Genomic DNA, 20,705 nt, shown 5'->3' on the forward strand with positions numbered 1-20,705 from the left:
TTACAATTTTACTATTTTTGCTAAAAATCTTTACTTTTATTTTGGTGAGTGGTAATATTGGAATAAATTAGTAGGTTTAACGTTAAACTAAGGCTTTTATGATGACTTTTTAGTTAAATTTGCCTCAATATGGAAAATGAAAATTAGAAAGGATGCGGTGCAATGAAAGTGAATAAGAATTTTGTCGTCAGGCAGATTGCAGATGAATACATTATTGTGCCTATTGGTGAAGCAGTTATTAATTTCAATGGAATGGTTACAGTCAATGAAGTCGGTAAGTTTATATGGGAACAGCTATATGATGATTTGGCTCAGGACGAATTGTTACAGAGAATCATTCAGGAATATGACATTGATGAGCAGACTGCGTCTGAGGATATGAAAGAGTTTCTCGATAAATTAAAACAAGGGGGTCTGCTTCAGCAAAAATAGCACTGGAGGAGATTATGAACAGTATTACAATATTCACTCCTACATATAACAGGGAAAAAGTTTTAGAGAGATTATATACTTCTTTAAAAAAACAGACAAATAAACAATTTATATGGCTTGTTATTGATGATGGTTCTACAGATAATACTGAAACCGTAGTTAGGCAGTGGATAGCAGAAAAAAAGATTGAAATTAAATATGTAAAACAGAAAAATGTGGGAAAGTCCATGTCTCATAATAGAGCAGTACGAATGACAGATACGGAGTTGTTTGTATGTCTGGACTCTAATGACTATATTGCAAAAAACACAATAGAAACTATTTTGACTTGTTGGGAGAGAATGAAAAATGACACTAAAATTATAGGAATTATATCCCCTAAAAAGGCTCAGTTTAAGGATATCAAGAAAAGGTTAAACGTCAAACTACTTCCCCGATACATAAAAATAAGACATGACAAGAAACCTTATGAGAAATCATTTGGGGATAACTATTATATAGAAAAAGAGAAAATCACAAAAGAGTATGTTAGGGCTACTTTAAAAGAGGCATATAGAAAATATGGATTGAAAGGTGAGGCAATGCTGATACTTAGGACGTCGGTTCTTTCTAGGTATAAATTTCCTGATATTAAAGGTGAAAAGTTTGTGCCAGAGGCATATTTATATGATTTAATTGAAAAAAATGGAAATTTTGCAGTGCTAGACCGGATATTATGTTTACACAGATATCAGCTTGAGGGATATACATTTAATATGTCTAAATTAATTAAAGAAAACCCCAAAGGTTATCTGACATATATAAAGCAGAGATTGAATGATGATACGGATTCGAAAATACGGTTTTTCAATTATATTCGTTATATTTCTGTGGCAAAAATTATAAAAGAAAAAAATGTCATCAAAAGGGCAGACGACAAATTGATAGCATTGATTGCATATCCTTTTGGCGTATTGTTTTATCTTATGAGGTATCAGTGGACAAAATAAAAGGGAGAGATGAGAGTTGGATTCGGTACAGAAGAATTTCTTAAACGCTATCAGGCAGTTTATAAAGCCGGAAATAAAAGCAAAATTGAATATGGATACACCCGAGCAACTTTATTCTTTAATGGAAATGGCACAAAAACAACATGTGCTTCCCATGGTGTATGATGTGGTTGCCCAATATGATTGTGGAGGAGATTGTGTAAATATCAAGAATATGTATAAAAAAAGAGCAATTCTTGAAATGATTTCCCAGATACAGAGAACAAAAATGTTTTTTGAGACATATAACATCATGTTGGAGAGAGGAATTAAGCCGATTGTTGTAAAGGGCGTCGTGTTGCGCAGCATGTATGATAAACCTGATTTTAGATGCTCCAATGATGAGGACATATTGGTTGATAAAAAAGACTTTTTTAAGTGTGATAGTATTTTAATAGAACAGGGTTTTGAGAGAGAAGTAGAAGAAAGTGATTTAAAATCCAGAGAACTTCCATATGAAATAGCTTATTTTAATAGAAAAACAAAAGTGAGAATAGAAATACATACAAAATTACTGCCGGATAACAGTAATGCGTTTAAAGAGTTAAACCGAAATTTTAAAAATGTATTTAACCGTGCAAAGATGATTGATGTAGGAGTAGGAAGTGTGTGGACACTCAGCGACACAGACCATTTTCTTTTTTTGTTGAGTCATAGTTATAAACATTTTATCTATTGTGGGTTTGGAATACGACAATTATGTGATTTGTTAATGATGGCAGAAAAATGTAGAAATACAATTGAATGGAAATATATTGAAAGGGTTGCAAGAGAAAACCGTATTTATAAATTTTTTATTAATTTATTAGATATCGGTGAAAAGTACCTCGGTTTTGACAGTTGCAGCATACCTTTCAATCTCAGATTCTATGTGGAACCCGATAGTGGAAATTTGTTAGAGGATATGTTAGAGGCAGGGGTATTCGGCAAGAGCAGTATCGGAAGAATACACAGTGCAAATATAACAATGAGTGCAGCGGATAGGAGTTTTGTGGAAAATGACAGACCCAAAACAGTAAGATTATCTATCGCAAGCTCATTATTTCCACCAAAGTTATATATGGAGCGAAATTATTCATACTTAAAGAAAAAAGGTTATTTATTGCCAATTGCTTATTTTCAGAGGATAAGAACTTATCTCAAGGAGCGAAAAGTACAGTCCAGATATTCGATGGAAATAAACAGTATAGCGATAGGTAAAAAGAGAATAGCGCTCATGAGACAGTACGGAGTTATTTAAAAAAAGAGGAGGAATTATGCAGAAAGGACGATTAAAAAGAGTAGTCAGCATTATTTTGGCATTAGCTTTAATTACAGCATTTCCGGGAATGGGAGATATATCTAATGTGTATGCAGCAGCCGGAGTTGATGTGGGAGTTATAAGCGTTAATGCTGCAAATGGAGCAATTACAGCGACCTTGTTTAATTATAGCTATGCTGATGATGCACAAGTGACAGAGATTTCTTATTATATTGATGGGAAAAGAGTAAGCAATGATAAAGTTGGTGTTACGGTAGAAAAGCGTGCAAAGAAGACCGTTTCGGCAAATGTGGATTTAGACTTGTCTAAAAAACACAATTACACTGTTAATATTACAGTAAAAGGTGACGGTAATCATTCAAATAATAATAGAACGGCAGTTGTTTCTGCCGGCAGGGGTGAGGAGACAACGACAAAAAGAGAAGAACCTACAACAGTGAAGGAACCTGAGACAGAGACAACAATTCCGGTGGGAGATACAGGAAAGTTAAGCATTTCAAGTGTTGTAAAGCCGGATATTTCTGAACTTACTGTAGGCGCAAAGTGTAAATTAAAGGCAAAAATAAAAAACAGTACAAGTGGTTCAGCGTCTGGAAAAGTTCAATTCTATGTGGATAATCAGTATGTAGGGGAAATAGCGGTATCACAGCTTGCAGCCGGAGCTGAGCAGGAAGTAGAGTTAGAGTGGACAGTAACTTACGGAAATCATGATATTAAGGTGGTGACACAGACATCGACGGCTCAGGGAAGTGAACAAACCGATGAAAAGTCAGTACATGTGGATACGATTCATGTATCCGGTGAACATGGAAGCGCTGATTTGGTTGTCACCGATATTATATGGAATCCGACAACTGTTCGTGAGGGAACACAGACTACATTTACAGCGGTCGTAAAAAATCAGGGAACTGCAACGACTGTGTTTAAGAGTGCAAGTGATGCGAGAATAGGTGTGCTTTTTCAGGTGGATGGAACCAGTGTGGCATGGTCTGACACGTTTGTACATGAGATAGGTCCGGGGCAATCCGTTTATCTTACTGCGAATAATGGTCCGAACGGAACAGCCTATTGGACAGCAACAGGCACAGGAAGTCACACTGTGACAGCATGGGTTGATGACCAAAAAAGAGTTAATCAAAGCTCTTATGATAATGATAAGTATGATAAATCATTGTATGTAGCAAATGCCATTCCGGTAGAAGTGCCGGATGGAGATAAGAGCGGAGGAACAGTAAAAGCATTCGGTACTCCGGCAGGAAAAGGCGCTGCTTCCGGAATTGCAGTAAAGGTCGAAAATCAGGAAGTTGGCGTGTTTAACACGACGGTAAATAACAGTAGGATTTGGGACCAATACCGTTATCAGGATACACCGGTTTCCATATTTGAATTTAGTGGAACAGTGACGGTTAGAATTGTTGTAAATAAAACATTAAATAGCAGTACAGTAGTGAGACCGTTATCTGCAGGGGTTACACCTAAGATTGTGACAGAAAATGGTATTAATTATGTGGAATTTAAGTTATCAAAAAATGGTACATACACAGTAGAATTTAATGGTGAAACAGAAGGCGCATTACAATTGATTGCAAATCCGATAACGCAGGAGCCTACCGGAAATGTTATCAGGGTTTCTTCCGGAACTTCCAGAGGTGAAACATATGTAGGCAGTGGACAGACTCTTTATATAGAAGGTGGAGCTGCTGTATATGGCAGAATTACATTGGGAAGCAATGCAAAAGTCGTAGGAAGTGGTATTTTAGAACCGGGTGGAGCCTGGGGAAACATTTCTCTTAACATTACAGGGGTAAATAATTCTTCTGTGGAGGGAATTACAGTAGTGAATCCACCGAGCTGGATTGTAGAGTGCAGGGACAGCAGTTATATTACATTTAATTATTTTCATATTTTATCTGCCACCCCAAACAGTGACGGAATATCTATACAGTCCTCTAACCATGTTACGATAAATAATGGATATTATAGAACGTGGGATGACGGTGTGGTTTTGAAAAATTATTCCGCAGGTAATTATACAAATAACGTATCAGTAAACAATTGTGTATTTTGGACAGATTTGGCACAGTCTATGGAAATTGGAGCTGAGACAAATAAAGGCTCCGGTGGAGGACCAACCATATATACAGCACATTTTACGGATATAGACGTAATACATGCGTTCCATAAACCGGCAATCAGTATACATAACTGTGATAATGCCACAGTATCAGATGTCATTTGGAAGAATGTTACGGTGGAAGATGCTCAGATGGGTAACAATCATGGATATGGTGACGGTTGGCCGATACTAATTGATATTACCAATATATATGGCGGTGAAGTGGATGGAACAGCAGGTGGTTGGACTACCGTCGGAGGCAGAGGCATAATTGATAATGTAACACTCGAAAATATCAAATTATTACAGTGGGAAAATGACTGGAGTGGCAAATCTCCAAATGGGAAAGCTCCTGGAATAAGAATTAGAAACAGTGAGCGCGGTGGAACGATTACAAATATAAAAATTAATGGTCTCAAAGTTGGAGAACATAACATCCGTTCTGTAAGCGACATAAATCAATATATGTATTCCTATACAGACGGAACGTCGAATAAGGACAAATTCTTCGGATTTGATTACAATAATCAATTAAAATTTAATTAAAAATTAACTAGATATAAAATAAATAATAGATAGCATTAAGTGTGTGGCAAAAATTGAAAGGGCTTTAGATGTGACACAGGGTATATTTATTATTTACTTATAATAAAAATTTAATCCAATATTATGGGAGGAGAAGAACAATGAAGTTAAGGAAAATCCTTAGAAAAGCAATGTCTCTGACAATGGCATTGACCTTTGTAGTGACAAGTGTCAGTTTTCCGTCATTTGTAAACCCTGCAAATGTTAAGGCTGAAACTGCAAAGGCGCCGGGAAATATTCCGGGGAATGCACAGATATTTTTTGATGCGAATGGCGAAAATCAGTCATTCAATATAGAGCATTACTGGGATGTTTACAATCAGGTATTGAATGGTAATGCTACAAACATTGCAAATAAGTTGGTTCTCACATCATCCACAGATGGTGGTATTATTTCCGGTAATTCGGAAGGCACAGGTGCCGGTGATGGAGAAGTGGCAGACAGTGGAAACCATACACAAACATATACAGTAAGTGTTCCTTCAAACAATGGATATGCAAGTGGCAAATCCATAGGAGGAGTGAATATTCCTAAGGGAGCAAAAGTTACGTTGACAGGACCGGAAGGTAATTTTGTTTTTGGAACTCTTTCTATAGGTACAAAAACATATAATTTGTCAGCGACAAGCAAGGGAATTGATTTTGATGTGGATGGTACAGTAAATTATCAGGGAACAGCTGAGCCTTGGGCATCTCCGACAAATACAGGAGGAATTAACGGGTTTATAGGCGGAGCAGCAATTACGCTTAAAGATACCCCGGTTGTTCAAAATGGTAATGTTACAATTGAGCTGGAGAATGCATATGCAGATGTCGATTTTAATTTAACTGTTTCATGGACCGGTGATGCTGTCTATGAAGGCGCAGCATCATCAGATGGTATTTTAAAAATTGACTATGAGACCGGACAGCAGAAAACATGGTACGCAGCTCATAATGGAACCGGTATTCAGGATTTTGGAAGTCATTACTATTCCGATGGAACTTACACTATTGTAGGATGGGGGGGGTCGCTGAGTAACAGCAGATATAAGTATCAGTTGAATATAAAGATGAAGAGTGGCAGGGCTGATGTGAATACGGCAGACATTGCAAATTATATGAATATATGTCTGTATGACAAGGATGGAAATTGTTTACAGGTAATTTCACCAAGCCAGCTGTCAGCAGCTTATGTATCAACAGATGCACAAGGATATTCATTATATCAGATACGCATAGATGAGGACCATGATGGAATCAGCCCTCAGCAGTATACACAGGGTATTAAGTTATATTTTAATGGTACAGCTGAGAAACATAGGGGAACATTATTAGTAAAAGATGTTACGGTAAATTCATCCTTTGAAGGTGAGGTTTCAGAAGATGATTTTAGTCCTTTTACATATGACATCAACGAAAAATTTAATGGTTTTATGGATGACCAGGCAATAGATAATCCACTCCCATTTTTGCGTTTGGCGCAATATGCCGGAACACCTTGGAGTGATTTGGGATTGGATGGAAGATATGACAGGGAAGGTGGTAATACCGGTACTGTTGCAGGTTATAATGTTTCATTAGAACAAAAGTGGCATTTATGGACAATGTCTACATCGGATGCAAATATTGTTAAAGGAAATGTCAATAACGATTCCGTGAGAGATGCACTTCAGATTAAGTACAGTAATGGTGGCACAGTGAATGCACAGTCCAGAGGTAATCATACAACCTATACTAATCTCGACGGGCAGGTTGCCAAAACAGGTGAGTGGCTCGTGATGACGCTTAGAGCAGCTGATTTTGACCCGAATATCAAATTAGTTCTTAAAAATAAAGGTGAGGTAGTGAAAACGATACCTATCGTAAGTGCCGGTGGAACGGATTCAGATTGCTTTGTGGATTCTACAAAGAATAATGCAGAAGTTATAACAGCTGATACGATTCGGTCAGAATATCAGACAGTTTATTATCATCTGAATGGCAACGGAGAAGATATTTCATTTGATTCTGTTTCATTTGATTTTAGCGATGTAGAAGATATTGATGCGGTTTCAAGATATATGTATGTAACAGAGATTTATCTTTTAAATCCTGATGTACAGATTAGTAAGAAAGTAAAAGTAAATGATGGTACATTTACGGCAGACTATACATCAGCCAATGAAGAAGATACTCTTACATATCAGATGACAATTAAAAACAATGGTGCATATGCAGCTGAGAATATTGAAGTAAGAGATACGGTTCCGGCCGGTGTGACATATGTAAGCGGCGGTACTTATACTGCAAGTGATAACACAGTTTCATGGACCATATCAAGCCTTGAGGCTGGCGCTGAGACTACAGTAGAATTTGCTGCAAAAGTAAATAGTGAAAATAATGGTTTAATCCGTAATACTGCAAAGATTACAAGTGTGAATGGAGAGAAGGTAAATACAAATTCTAATACTGTTACGACGACAGTACAGAAAGAAACTCCGGAAAAGTTTGTATATTTTGCAGAAGTCGGACAAAAAACATCTTTGCCGATGGTGCTTGGCACAACGTCAGGAACAACAACAGAGACAACAAAGACGTCAAAGGATTATACGGTAACTGTGCCATTTACAAGCAATGGTTCGGCAAGTAGTGGAAGTATACAGAATGTAAGTATCCCGGAAGGCGCCACTGTAACGTTAAAGGGACCAACGAACGGTGGTTTTGTTATGACAGATGTTACTCTCAATAATAAAACATTCTATACAGATAGAGACCATCAGGGTGCAGATAACGGATATACACAGAATGGCAGATTGAACTATCATTGTAAAAATAATCAACCGGAAAATGGCGCTTATGATGGTGAAAACTTAAATGGTAAAATAAGTGGATTTTTGAATGAAGATTCATCGATAACATTAAATAATGTTCCGGCGGGTGAAAATACATCTTTACAAATTAACTTAGAGCAGATTTATAATGAAAATAAAACTTTCACTTTGACAGTATCATATGATGAGGTTCATGAAATTCCGGGTGAGGCAACACCGGATACATTTAAAGTAATTCCACAGTCAACGGATGCAGGAGCAGCTATCGATGAGAATGGAATTGTTGGAAAGAACTCCGGCGAAATCGTATATACGAGCACAAAGACCGGAACAGATGAGTTTTATGTAAAAATTAACAAAGGTGGAGCAGAAAAAAATGTTTCCGTAACGGTTTACAGTTATAGAACGGCAAATCATATTTATGTATTAGATTATGGTCTTCCGGTAGATTTAGCTAAGGATGAAGATAGCTCTAATAACGATAATTTCTTATTAAAAGATGCTGTTTTAGACTTAAATATAGAAGGAATAAGCACAGGTTATGCTTTTTCAGGTATCGCAGACAAAAAGCGTAACATAAATGGTATTGCAGATGCAGAAGATTATGCAACACCTTATGGAATCGCTACAGGTGAAAAATTATCAAAAGATAATGGCGAGGTAACATACACATATAATAAGGCAGATAACGATACCCTCAGTGTAGTTTATACACCAAAGAAATTTATGGATAGCGTGGATACATTCTATTATGGAGTACAGGTATCAAGAGAGGGTGTGACATCAGAATTTGATTCAACAAATGCAACTCCTGTTATGGAGGGAAGAGTTGATGTGATGCCTGCGAATATTGTTTATTATGAGGATAATTTCTCAAACAGTGGAAAGGATAACACAGACCCGACAAGCGGAATTATCTATGATGGAAATAATGTAGTATCAAATGATAAAGAATTTGATGCAAAGCAGAGTAATAGTATTACACTTCAATATGGTCATGACCAGGCTTATACAAACAGCTTATCAAACTTTAGCGGAAATGGTGCTACAACATTGGGAGATATGGATGTCGCAGCATTTGAGTTTAAGGGAACAGGATTTGATATTGTCAGCAGGACAAGTGATTTGACAGGTGTTCTGATGGTCAATGTTATGGAAAAGACAAAGGATGGTGTCACAGCTGTAATCAAAAAAGATAATTTGGGATTATATGTTGAAAATGGATATAAGAACCTTGTGAAGGCAATGATGGTTGACACATATTATGTAGACGGTGACTTATATCAGATACCAGTAATTTCTTGGAAGAGTGATGACAATGAGGCTAAGGAGTATATTGTGACAATTACTTCCTGGGCGAGAGGAAATGCAGATAAGAAAGTTTATATTGACGGTATTCGTATTTATAATCCAATCACAGCAGGAAGCAGCACAAATACGGGTGTAGGCGATGATAATGGTACTGTAACAGACCAGTATGCAGCAATTGGAGAAGATAAAGCTCAGATAAGAGAAATTAGAGAATTGATTTTCGGCAAAGGATTTGAGTTTAATTATGACAATCCTTTAGATTCCAAATTTGATGGAGAACCGGAAGCTTCACTTATCAGATTTGACCCGGATATTGTGGACAATGCAAGTGGAAATAAGGGGGTATTTTTATCAGGAAGCACGGTTGTTGAATCTGTGGACGAAAACGGAAATACAACAGAGCCGGGAAGTGTTGCAGAGATTACAAAGGATATGATGGCATATGCAGTCCAGGGACCAAATAATGAGTTGTATTTAGGAAAATACAATGGATTTGGATTTAAGGCAACATTAAATGATAATATGAATACAAATACAACATTGCAGATTGGTATTAAGAGGGTTACGGGTAAGCATCATGACCTTCAGTATTGGACAAAGGATAAGAGCTGGGTAAGATTGACATATGATTATGGAAACAATACTATTTTCTCGGCAACGGAAAATTACTATAAGATACCTGTTGATAACATGCCTGTGGAAACTGTAAATGGAAAGAAAACTTATACAGTTATGATAAGAGAAATGCCACAGGAGGGAAGTATTGAGGGTGACTTTATTTCACTTACGAATTTAAAGGTGAACAATTACACAATTGCACCACTGTCTGAAGATGTCTTTATTAAGACAAGCGAAGATAGTGCCCTTATTCCGGTAAACTTCAAGAATTTATATGGTGTGGATGCACAAAGCAGCAGTATTGCTGCCGGTACAGTGGCAGCTTACACATTTACAACATCAACAGATGTCGAGCGTGTAAAAGTTGAAATTGCCGGAAAAGAAGTAAGAGGTGTGAGAGCGCTTCACAGTGATAAAGATGGTGTAAGAACATGGACAATTAAATTTAAGCCAGCAAGCAGTGTAAGCGAGTTTAATGTTACTACATACAATTCTATTGACAATTATTCTACGGTTACAGTTCAGGCGAAACCGGTAAATGAGTAGGAGGTAAATGGAATGAAAAAACAATACAGTAAACCAGTAATAAATATAGAAAATTTTGAAATGGATATTGACATTTTAGCGAGTCTTACTGCGGCAGAGCTTGATGTAGTGAAAAAACAGTTTGAAAATATGTTTGGTCGTGGTCTGAATGCGGCGGAACTTGAGATTGCATGGGCAGATTATCGGGACCGCTATCTGGGTCAGTATGATAATGTAACAAGTGGACTTTGCTACCATTCAACAGGTGGTTTGTCATAAATTTGGTTAATTAGCAGAGGTTGCGGTACTAAGAAATAGATTATATATAATAATGTTCTTAGTACCTCAGCCTTTTTTAGAAAATTATGGATATAAGTTTAAGTATTGCAGGATTAAAAATATTATTAAAAAACATTAAGATAAAAAAAATACCGTCGCAATTTCTACCATTTGTGGTAGAGAATAATAATGAAAAAGAGGATATTAACTATAAATTTTTGGATATAGATATGTTGAATCAAGGGCATATGAAATCCATATTAAAAACATGTAGACATGAAATATATAAAGACGGTAACGCGTATATCAAAGAGTCGTGGTTGAGAAAAGAGGACGGAAAAGAGGAACATTATTATACAAAATTTGAATGGGGAAAAAGAGAAATAAAGATATATGTTCCATTTCGTTTATTATCAGCAGAGTTTGTCGAACATTATCTCAATAATCTTCTGATGTTTGATTGCGTAATAGGATGGCATCATCGAATTATAATGCATGCATCAATTGTAAATTATAATTGCGAAGCGCTTTTGTTCACAGGTCCTTCCGGTATCGGAAAATCTACACAGTCAAATCTATGGCAGGAATATATGGGAGCAGATATTATAAATGGTGACAGGGCAATATTAGATGTGGAAAAAGATGGAGTTGTCGCATATGGTTCTCCTTATGCGGGCAGTTCCGGCATATATAGAAATGAGTTCTGCAAAGTAAGAGCAATTATATTTTTGAGTCAGGAACCGGAAAATCGTATTAGAAAATTGAGTCCGGCGGAGGCATACAAAGTATTGTTTCCGAGATTTTCTATGGTGAGATGGGATGATGTTGTGGCAGAGGAGTTTATGTCTACGGTGGCGGAAATAATTAGTAGAATACCTGTATATCATTTGGGATGCAGGCCGGATAAAGAAGCGGTAGGATTAGCATATCAGATGGTGTTTTCAGACGATAAAATAGAAATATAAAGTGAGATGAGACGGAATGAGTAGTTTAAATAATAATGCTCAGATAAGAAAAAAATTGAATGACAAAGCGGCAATACAGAAAATTCCCCTGAATGGTATTTTTGAATTGACGCCTCTTTGTAATATGGATTGCGAAATGTGTTTTATCCGTATGTCAAAAGAAGAAATGGAAAAGACAGCAAGATTTCGCACAGCAGAAGAATGGATTGATTTGGGCAGACAGTGTGTGGATGCCGGTATGTTGTTTTTGTTGATTACAGGGGGAGAACCGTTTTTAAGAGAAGATTTTAGAGAAATATATACAGCGCTCAGTCAGATGGGAATTATGATAGCAATTAATACCAATGGGACGCTGATTGATGAAGATACTGTTGCGTGGTTGAAAAAAAATCCGCCAATGCGAATAAACATTACAATGTATGGAAGCAGTAATCAAACATATGCTGAAATTTGTGGGAATCCTTTGGGTTACGATAAGGTTACGAGGGCAATCGATATGCTGATAAATGCCGGAATTCAGGTTAGAATTAATGTCAGTTTTACACCGAAGAATGTGTGTGACATGGAAGGAATTTATGCATTTGCAAAGGATAGAAATATTCAAGTGAAACCAACTATTTACATGTTTCCGCCTTTAAGAAAGTCGGTTGATAGTAAATGCGAAAATAGAATAGATGATATTCGTTTTTCATCAAAAGAGGCGGGAACAGTATTGTTTCAGACAAGAGAGCAGCAAATGGGAAAAGAAAATTTTCATATTTTTTTAAAAATGCAAAACCAGGGAGTATTTAATTTGGCTGATAAAGAAGAATGTAATGGAAAGTGTGAGAATGAAATAGGATGTTACGCAGGACAATGCTTTTTTTGGATTACATGGGATGGAAGAATGCTGCCTTGTGGAATGATGAATGAACCTGTTTCGTATCCGTTTAGGGATAATTTTTTAGAGAGTTGGAATCAGATATGCAGAAAGACTGAAGAAATGCATATGCCAAAGGCTTGTGTAAAATGTAAAAATCGTAAATCATGTGCAGTCTGTATGGCGGTAGTAAAAGCAGAGCAGAGTGGAAGCGGTAAGCCGGAGTATCTGTGTGAAATGACACAACAGTATCAGAAACTTTGTGAAGAGATACTGGGAAAGGACATTTATGATGAAAAATAAAAAAAATGCATTTATCTTATTGGGCATAATTTTTGGATTAGCAATTATTATCTGTATTATTTTATTTGCCGGAAAAGACGGGGAAGAAAATAGTGAGAATGTTACAAAACCAATATCTAATTTAGGAGATGTCACAGGAACAGTAAAGAACAATGAAACTTTCATTGAACCGGAGGAAGATAGCATTGATATCAATAAGATTCAGGGTTTTTCACCGAATAAAAGTTATAATAAACAGGTAAATAAAAAATCTGACGAGGAGACAAAGAGAGTAAATGCAAAAGATGATACGAAAAGAGATGACGCGAAAGAGGAGAATAGAGTCTATAAACTTTCGGACGAACGGTTACAGGTTGCGTCGGTAGGCGCTTACACCGGAAATTTTATTGAAGATGGAAGTGACGAGGCAGTAAAAGGAATTACAGCTATGGTTGTCACAAATAACTCTGAAAAAATGCTGCAGGTTGGTGATATTACATTTCAGGTAAACAAAAAGGAACAGGCAAAGTTTAGAATTACGAATTTGATGCCTCATACCTCTGTTTTAGTATTAGAATTAAATAGAAGAAAATACAGAGAAAAGGACGATTACTCTTTTGGAAATGTTGCAACAGCATATTTGGACAAGCCAACAATACCGGAAGATAAATTTGAAATTATAAAAGATAATGGTAAGTTGACGCTTGTAAATAAGACAGAAGAAAAATATGATACAGTATATGTATATTATAAGTATGCGAGGTCAGGCGGAGTATATATGGGAGGAATCACATATAGAGTTCCATTTGAAAATGTTGGAGCAAAGAAAAGTGTTGAATCTATTGCAAATCATTTTAGTAAGGATAGCAGTAGGATTATAGATATGCAGATTTTAAATGAACAGTAGGATAGAAGTTGAAAGGTTTGGTATAAGACATGAAAAAAAGTTTGAGAGGATTTCGTATACTCGCAGCTGTGATATTGGTATTTTCCCTTGTTTTAGAGTGTGGGGTATCACATATAAATTATGTTTCGGTAATGGCAAAAGAAACGATTAAAACGGGTATTTGTGGAGATAATGCAGATTGGTATTTTAATATGGAAACAGGAGTTTTGACTGTTATCGGCAGTGGCGAAATGTATGATAATCCGGGTTTTCACCAGTTGAATATAAAAAAAGTTGTGATTGAAGAGGGAATTACAAGTATTGGAATGGATGCCTTTATATATATGTCATCCATCACAGAGCTTGTACTGCCTGAAACGTTAGAGAAAATTGGAAGCTGGGCATTTTGGGGATGTGATGGGATTCATGAAATATCTTTACCATCTTCTTTAAAAAGTATTGGAGAGGTTGCATTTGAAAAGTGTACATCGCTGAAATGGGTAAGTGTTAATAGTCAAAATAAGATGTTTACTTCTGTTGATGGAGTTCTTTATAGTAAGGATATGAGAGAAATACTTTTATATCCTGCGGCAAAGGATGGGGATAGTTACGAGATTCCGGGCAGTGTCAAGTCTGTAGGATTGTATGCATTTGACTATAACCAAAATTTAAAGATGTTGACGATTCCGGCAAGTGTTGAGACACTGGGAGGAACAAAACCTTTTACGGGAGCAATTTCTCTTACAGAGATTTGTGTAGATAAAGAAAACCGGAAATATAGTTCTATCGATGGAAATATTTATAGCAAAGATGGTACAAAGCTGATTAAGTATGCTATGGGAAAAGCAGATGGGGAGTTTGCAATACCGAATCATGTCACTTCTATTGAGAGCAGAGCATTTCAAAATTGTAATAATCTGAAAAAGATAACAGTATTGGATAGTGTAATTTCTATTGGCGCAGATGCATTTGATACATCTATAGGTATTTGTGCTTACCAGGGTTCTGCAGCGTATGAGTATGCGATTGGAAATGGATTGGCTGCAGATGTTTTAGAAACAAAAGAGATAAAGTCTATTGAAATTCAACAACTTCCTAAAAAAATAAAATTTGCCGTGGGTGACACTTTTAATAGCGTGGGTCTTATCATAAAAGTTGATTATACGGATGGAACTTTTGGTTTGAGAAATAAGGATTTGGAACTAGAGGGATTTAACTCAGAGAAAACAGGTGAATGTATTATAACTGTTCGATTTGGGGAGTTTTGGACGACATATAAGGTAGAGATTGTAGACAGTATAGAAAAAGAGCACATCGTGCCGGGTCAAAAAATTAATGTGGACATTATCGAAAAAGGTCAGATTTATTATATGAATTTTACTCCTGAGAAAACAGGTGAATATAATATTGTGGCAAACAGTGGAAGTGATACATATGGAATTGTCTATGACGAGGCGGGAAATGTTGTGGCAAGTAATGATGATACAGCAACAGGCAGTGATTTTAGTATCACTCATACGTTTGAAGGGGGGGTTACTTATATTGTTGCAGTCGCATTTTCCGATGAAGAAGAACTCGGAAGTTTTCAAGTAGAGGTTAAGGGGAAAGAAACAGAGGAATCTACGACAGTAAAATCAGGTGATGAGACAACAACTCATGAAGATGTGAAACCGACAACTCCTCCGACATGGAATTACGAGGAAAGGACAACGTCTTCCAAAATAAAAGTGCCTCGTGCAAAAGTAAAATCAGCATTGAAAAAGAAAGGTTCTAAGACAATTAAAATTTCGTTGAAGAAAATTAAAGGTGTGAAAAAATATAAGGTTCAGGTTAGCACATCTAAGAAATTTAAGAAAATCTTAGTCAGAAAAACGGTAAAAAAAGTTTCTTTTAAAATAAAGAGTAAGAAATTAAAGAATAGAGAGAAACTGTATGTTCGGGCAAAAGTTATAAAGGTTGTAAATAAAAAAAGCTGTTTGGGAAAATGGTCTAAGGCGAAGAAAATAAAAGTTAAGAAATAAATGTATTCTCAGGGTATCTGGAAATAAATTAATTCCAGATACCCTGAGATTTTTATTTTATATTCTTTTTACATATGTCATTGAGGCAGCAGCGTTCACAATGTGGTGTGGTGCGTGCAGTACAGATATCCCTTCCATGATAAACAAGCCTGTGGCAGAAATCGCTGCCTTCTTCGGGAGGAATAATTTTCCATAATTCCATTTCTACTTTTTTTGGTTCTTTAATTCCATTGACCAATCCCATTCTGTTGACGAGACGAATACAGTGGGTATCGGTGACGATAGCGGGTTTGCCAAAGACGTCTCCCATAATAAGGTTAGCGCTTTTTCTTCCAACACCCGGGAGTTTTAATAATTCTTCCATGTTATCAGGTACTTTACAGTCAAATTCATCTCTGAGCATTTTCATACAGAGGCTAATATCTCTGGCTTTACTCTTGCCAAGTCCGCATGGTCTGACAATTTCTTCAATTTCTTCTACGGGAGCATTTGCTAATGCCTCAATATCAGGAAATTTTTCATAAAGTTTAGGTACGATAATATTTACTCTCGCATCCGTACACTGAGCGGCGAGACGAACACTTATGAGTAACTTCCAAGCGTCGTTATAGTCTAGTGTACATCCTGCATCAGGATATTCTATCGCTAATCTTTTAATAATTTCGGCGGCAAGTTCTTTTTTTCTCATTTGGTTTTCCTCTCATAATCTTAAAGTAATTATAAAATATTATATCATATAAAGGTTTTAACTGAAACCAATATAATTTTTTATTGTAAACTATTAAAAAAAATGAGAATGTTATATAATAGAAAAAATAGATATGGAGAAGAGTGTTATGTCAAAATTTTTAGATATGGAACCCGTATGGATTAGAAAACCAAAGCAGGAAATTATTGCATCAGATAGAGTCGAAATTGTCACGGAACCGAGAACAGATTTGTGGCAACGTACATATTATGGCTTTCAAAATGATAATGCCCCTGTTCTGCAAGTAGAAACTACTGAAAAGTATTTTTCATTTGTAGTTAAAACAATGTTTGAAAGTGAATATAGATTTGACCAGTGCGGTGTGGTAATGTATATTGATAGCGAGAACTGGTTTAAAGCGTCTATTGAATATGAAAATAAGGAATATCAGAGACTTGGAAGTGTAGTGACGAATCAAGGCTATTCCGATTGGGCTACTACAGATATTCCAGCAGGCATAAAAGAAATGTGGTATCGTTTTAGCAGAAGGGAAAGTGATTTTTGCATTGAGTGTAGTCCGGATGGACAAAAGTTTAAACAGATGAGAATTTTTCATATGTGGAAAGGTAAAGAAGAAATAAAATTTGGGATATATGCCTGCAGCCCGGAACAGTCTTCTTTTAAAGCTGTATTTACAAATATGGAAATTACAGAATGTAGATGGAAAGCACATAAGTAAATTATTACAGAAATAAAGCAATTAGTAAAAATATATGACAAATTATAGGAAAAAGCATTAAAAAAATATCATATTAAAATTAAGTAGAAAATATTAATAGGAGCATTAAAATGAATAGAAAAAAATTGTTGATATGTATTAGCACTATTCTTATTTTTGTTGGCATACTTTCATTTTTGATAGTATTTAAAGAAAAAGATTATTCTTTTGAAATCAAAAAATTAGATATTGGGACTGAGAATATTTATGTCAAATATGAAGTTGGTAATGACATTGATGGAGAGAGTTCCTGGATAGAAGAACTAATTATAGCGAATGGTGTTGATAAAATTATTCTAAATGATTGTTCATCAATAAAAACTGATGACGAAAATGTATTTATTGAGAAATATTATTTGCAATCTAATTTTCCGGAAAAAAGAGAAAAGGAAATCATTGCTAGTCTAAAGAAATTTATAGGGAAAGAAGTTAGCGTTAGCGCAAAACTTCATGTTAATGATAAGAAAAGTCAGGAAGTAACATGTAAAATTTCATATAAGATTAATGATTTTATGAGTGAAAAAAATCAAGAAATTAATACACCATTTGTTGTTGATGATAATATTGTAAATTTAAAAAGTATAACATTTGATAAATATTTTATGACCTTAAATGTCGAAAATGAAGATGATGTTGACTCGTATGTATTTTTTGATGTTAAAGATGACAATAATGATAGCATTCAAAATTTGGGAGGAGATGGAGAAAGACAAATATTTTGGAATAAAAACGATTTAAAAAATATTACTGTATCAGCATATACAAAAGAGCACCCATTGGATGATGATACGATAAGAATAAAAATACCAATTAAATAGATATTTTTTTTGAAAACTTTAAGTGTTTAAAAGAATTTTAGAATCCTGTAGTAGTAATAAGGGTTTGTATACAGAGTAAATCCGGCAATAGCATCAAAGCGTTGCTGGATTTTTTTATTCTTTTTATATATGTCATTGAGGTAGAAGCACTCACAATATGGTGTGGTGCGTGCAATACAGATATCTCTTCCAAATAAAAATCACACAATTTTAAGCTTTAGTTAAATTAAAAAAATAATTAAAAATAAAATCAAAAGTCATATAAAAAAGCATTGACAACACACATACAAAATGATACTATTTCATTACCTAATACAGATATATAAACAGTATGCAACGCATTATTCAGAACGAGTGATATTTAAGATGCTGTGAAAGATTATGAATGAACATTTGTAAATTATCACTATTTCCCATTTGTTTCCGTGTTTGATGTATCTGTGAAGGAAATTTTACGATAGGGGGTGAGATTATGGATGTATTTTTGCAAGAGCATGGTAAGACCATCTTTATAGCAGTATGCATTTTACTGCTTGTTGGGGTGGCTTATGTTATTGGTCCGATTGTTAGCGAATCGATAAAAAGTTTCGTAAACAGTTATTCGGGTTCAGTAACATTTAATGCTGTTGCCGGTAAGATACCGTCGGGAAAATAAAGAATCTGACGGTTTGGTGCTATAAAATTTAAAAATAAAAAATTAAATTTTATAATTCGTGTTAATACATATTTTGTTATAATTTATTTTTTTGTTTCAAGTCATATTGAAAGTGATAGGGAGATGTTGGTATGAGAAAGCTGTCATTACCTTATAGAGCATTTGGGCAGCTCTTAAAATATATTTTAGATGATAATATTACAGATATAAACTGGAGTCAGGGATTATGGGTAAACGACCTAAATAAAGGACGTTATAAAATAGATGGTTTTTGTTTAGATGATATTTTTGTTCAACAATTTTATACCCGAATCAGTAATCTGATGAATATTCAGTTTAATCAAAATAATCCTCTGCTAGAGGCAGAGACAGATACTTTAAGAATATCTATACTACATGATTCGGTGACGAATACAGGAATCAGTATAAGTATTAGAAAGACTCCGGCAGTACGCAGGATTTATAGGGACAGTATGATTCATAATGGCTATTGCACGGAATTAATTGATATTTTTATGGAAAATGCAATACGGGCACATTGTACTGTAGTTGTTGGAGGATTACCTGGAGTAGGAAAAACCGAATATATAAAATATTTGACAAACTACATACCTCCTTATGAGCGGGTTTATACAATAGAGGATAACTTGGAATTAAGATATTCTGCGATAAATCCCGGAAAAGATTGTGTAGAAATAAAGGTGAGTGAAACATTTGGGTATGCCGAGGCATTAAAGGCAAGTAAGAGGCAGCTTCCAACATGGGTTTTACTGGCAGAGGCTAGAGGAAAAGAGATTAAATATCTGTTGGAGAATATTTCGGCAGGAGTACATTGCCTGACCACAGTTCATTTAGACGATGCCGGTAAAATTCCCGACCGCTTTAGAAATATGGGAGAGAAGATTAATGAAAATGACGTGTATTCCTTTATTGATTTAGGAGTACAGTTACGGTCTGTGGTAAAAACAGGTGAAAAAATTAAAAGGTGTATCTCACAGGTTATGTGTTTTTCGCGGCATCATGAGAAAAATGAAAAAGTAATGCTGTATGAAGATGGAAAAATATTAACTGAAGATATTCCAAAAGATATCATGAGAAAATTTGAGTTTGCAGGAATAAAAAATCCTTTTGTAAGGGAGATTAGAGGTGAGAGATAAGATTGTAAAAATACTAAAATATTCTTTAAAAGTGTTGTTGATGATATTGGGAATATGTCTGATTTATAGACTCAGTGTAATACCAACTGCTACTTGTTTATTTTCGGCTATGATTTTTCAAGTTTATTTTAATAGAGAAGAGAGAAAAAGAAAAAGGTATTTAGAAAAATATAGGGAAGTAATTCTTTATATGGAACAGATAATTTATTCATTTAAAAAACAGCCTAAAATAAGAATTGCATTAAATGATGCACAGAAAGTTTGTTCCAGTAGAATGAAAGAAATTATAGAAGAAGTTATTGTGAATATTGACTCGAAAATGTCAGATAAAATATACGAGGAATCTCTGGATATTATACGAAAAGAATATGATTGTAAAAGGTTGAAATCTCTTCATGAGTTTTTGATTAAAATAGAATTACATGGAGGGCAATATGAAAGCTATATTCATATATTACTTGAGGATATAAAAGAATGGAGTGATAGATTAACATTATTGATAAATGATGTGAACAGAGTAAAAAGAAATGTTGTAATTTCTATTTTTTCTACTTTGACAACGTGCGGTTTTATGGCATATCTGATACCAAAACAATATAGATATACGGAACATATTATATATCAGATTGGTTCAGCATTCATGATTATA

At 35.1% G+C, this 20,705-nt stretch carries 16 protein-coding genes; 15 read left to right on the plus strand and 1 reads right to left on the minus strand.

The window, feature by feature from the left end:
• Positions 1 to 162: 162 nt before the first annotated feature.
• The 10 genes from Q5O86_RS04700 (at position 163) to Q5O86_RS04745 (ending at position 15,960) form a co-directional block, all read left to right on the plus strand.
• Positions 163 to 432, plus strand: a complete 270-nt coding sequence (locus Q5O86_RS04700; RefSeq protein ID WP_302625993.1) for a PqqD family protein — start codon at positions 163 to 165, stop codon at positions 430 to 432.
• A gap of 14 nt (positions 433 to 446) precedes the next feature.
• Entirely contained in the window at positions 447 to 1,421 is a 975-nt protein-coding gene (locus tag Q5O86_RS04705; protein ID WP_302625994.1) for a glycosyltransferase family A protein, read from the plus strand.
• 16 nt (positions 1,422 to 1,437) lie between these two features.
• A complete protein-coding gene (locus Q5O86_RS04710) occupies positions 1,438 to 2,700 on the plus strand; it encodes a nucleotidyltransferase family protein (protein WP_302625995.1) in 1,263 nt (420 codons plus the stop codon).
• 16 nt (positions 2,701 to 2,716) lie between these two features.
• Positions 2,717 to 5,383 carry a CARDB domain-containing protein gene (locus tag Q5O86_RS04715; protein WP_302625996.1) on the plus strand — a complete coding sequence of 889 codons (2,667 nt, stop codon included), beginning with the start codon at positions 2,717 to 2,719 and terminating at the stop codon, positions 5,381 to 5,383.
• A gap of 140 nt (positions 5,384 to 5,523) precedes the next feature.
• Positions 5,524 to 10,689 (plus strand): DUF11 domain-containing protein, encoded by a 5,166-nt coding sequence (locus tag Q5O86_RS04720; protein WP_302625997.1) that lies wholly within the window; start codon positions 5,524 to 5,526, stop codon positions 10,687 to 10,689.
• 12 nt (positions 10,690 to 10,701) lie between these two features.
• A complete protein-coding gene (locus tag Q5O86_RS04725) occupies positions 10,702 to 10,947 on the plus strand; it encodes a hypothetical protein (protein ID WP_302625998.1) in 246 nt (81 codons plus the stop codon).
• 86 nt (positions 10,948 to 11,033) lie between these two features.
• Positions 11,034 to 11,912, plus strand: coding sequence for a hypothetical protein (locus Q5O86_RS04730; RefSeq protein ID WP_302625999.1), 879 nt, complete (start codon positions 11,034 to 11,036; stop codon positions 11,910 to 11,912).
• Between the two features lie 16 nt (positions 11,913 to 11,928).
• Positions 11,929 to 13,074, plus strand: a complete 1,146-nt coding sequence (locus Q5O86_RS04735) for a radical SAM protein (protein WP_302626000.1) — start codon at positions 11,929 to 11,931, stop codon at positions 13,072 to 13,074.
• A complete protein-coding gene (locus Q5O86_RS04740; RefSeq protein ID WP_302626001.1) occupies positions 13,061 to 13,960 on the plus strand; it encodes a hypothetical protein in 900 nt (299 codons plus the stop codon). Before Q5O86_RS04735 ends, Q5O86_RS04740 begins: the two co-directional genes overlap by 14 nt.
• Positions 13,961 to 13,989: 29 nt before the next feature.
• Positions 13,990 to 15,960 (plus strand): leucine-rich repeat domain-containing protein, encoded by a 1,971-nt coding sequence (locus Q5O86_RS04745; RefSeq protein ID WP_302626002.1) that lies wholly within the window; start codon positions 13,990 to 13,992, stop codon positions 15,958 to 15,960.
• 52 nt (positions 15,961 to 16,012) lie between these two features.
• Here Q5O86_RS04745 and nth read toward each other — a convergent pair whose 3' ends face one another.
• Entirely contained in the window at positions 16,013 to 16,648 is a 636-nt protein-coding gene (gene nth, locus Q5O86_RS04750; protein WP_302626003.1) for an endonuclease III, read from the minus strand.
• A gap of 148 nt (positions 16,649 to 16,796) precedes the next feature.
• Here nth and Q5O86_RS04755 point away from each other — a divergent pair, with 148 nt between their 5' ends.
• The 5 genes from Q5O86_RS04755 to Q5O86_RS04775 all read left to right on the plus strand — a co-directional run.
• Positions 16,797 to 17,387 (plus strand): DUF1349 domain-containing protein, encoded by a 591-nt coding sequence (locus Q5O86_RS04755; protein ID WP_302626004.1) that lies wholly within the window; start codon positions 16,797 to 16,799, stop codon positions 17,385 to 17,387.
• Positions 17,388 to 17,497: 110 nt separating this feature from the next.
• Positions 17,498 to 18,244 (plus strand): hypothetical protein, encoded by a 747-nt coding sequence (locus Q5O86_RS04760; protein ID WP_302626005.1) that lies wholly within the window; start codon positions 17,498 to 17,500, stop codon positions 18,242 to 18,244.
• A 472-nt stretch (positions 18,245 to 18,716) separates the two neighbouring features.
• Positions 18,717 to 18,899 (plus strand): hypothetical protein, encoded by a 183-nt coding sequence (locus tag Q5O86_RS04765; RefSeq protein WP_302626006.1) that lies wholly within the window; start codon positions 18,717 to 18,719, stop codon positions 18,897 to 18,899.
• A gap of 131 nt (positions 18,900 to 19,030) precedes the next feature.
• Positions 19,031 to 20,056 (plus strand): ATPase, T2SS/T4P/T4SS family, encoded by a 1,026-nt coding sequence (locus Q5O86_RS04770; RefSeq protein WP_302626007.1) that lies wholly within the window; start codon positions 19,031 to 19,033, stop codon positions 20,054 to 20,056.
• Positions 20,046 to 20,705, plus strand: a 660-nt coding sequence (locus Q5O86_RS04775; protein WP_302626008.1) for a hypothetical protein, incomplete at its 3' end; no start/stop codon positions are given. The genes Q5O86_RS04770 and Q5O86_RS04775, both read left to right, overlap by 11 nt.

Origin of the sequence: uncultured Eubacterium sp. (assembly GCF_937958975.1) — a bacterium.
Classification (GTDB): Bacteria; Bacillota; Clostridia; order Lachnospirales; family Lachnospiraceae; genus Eubacterium_G.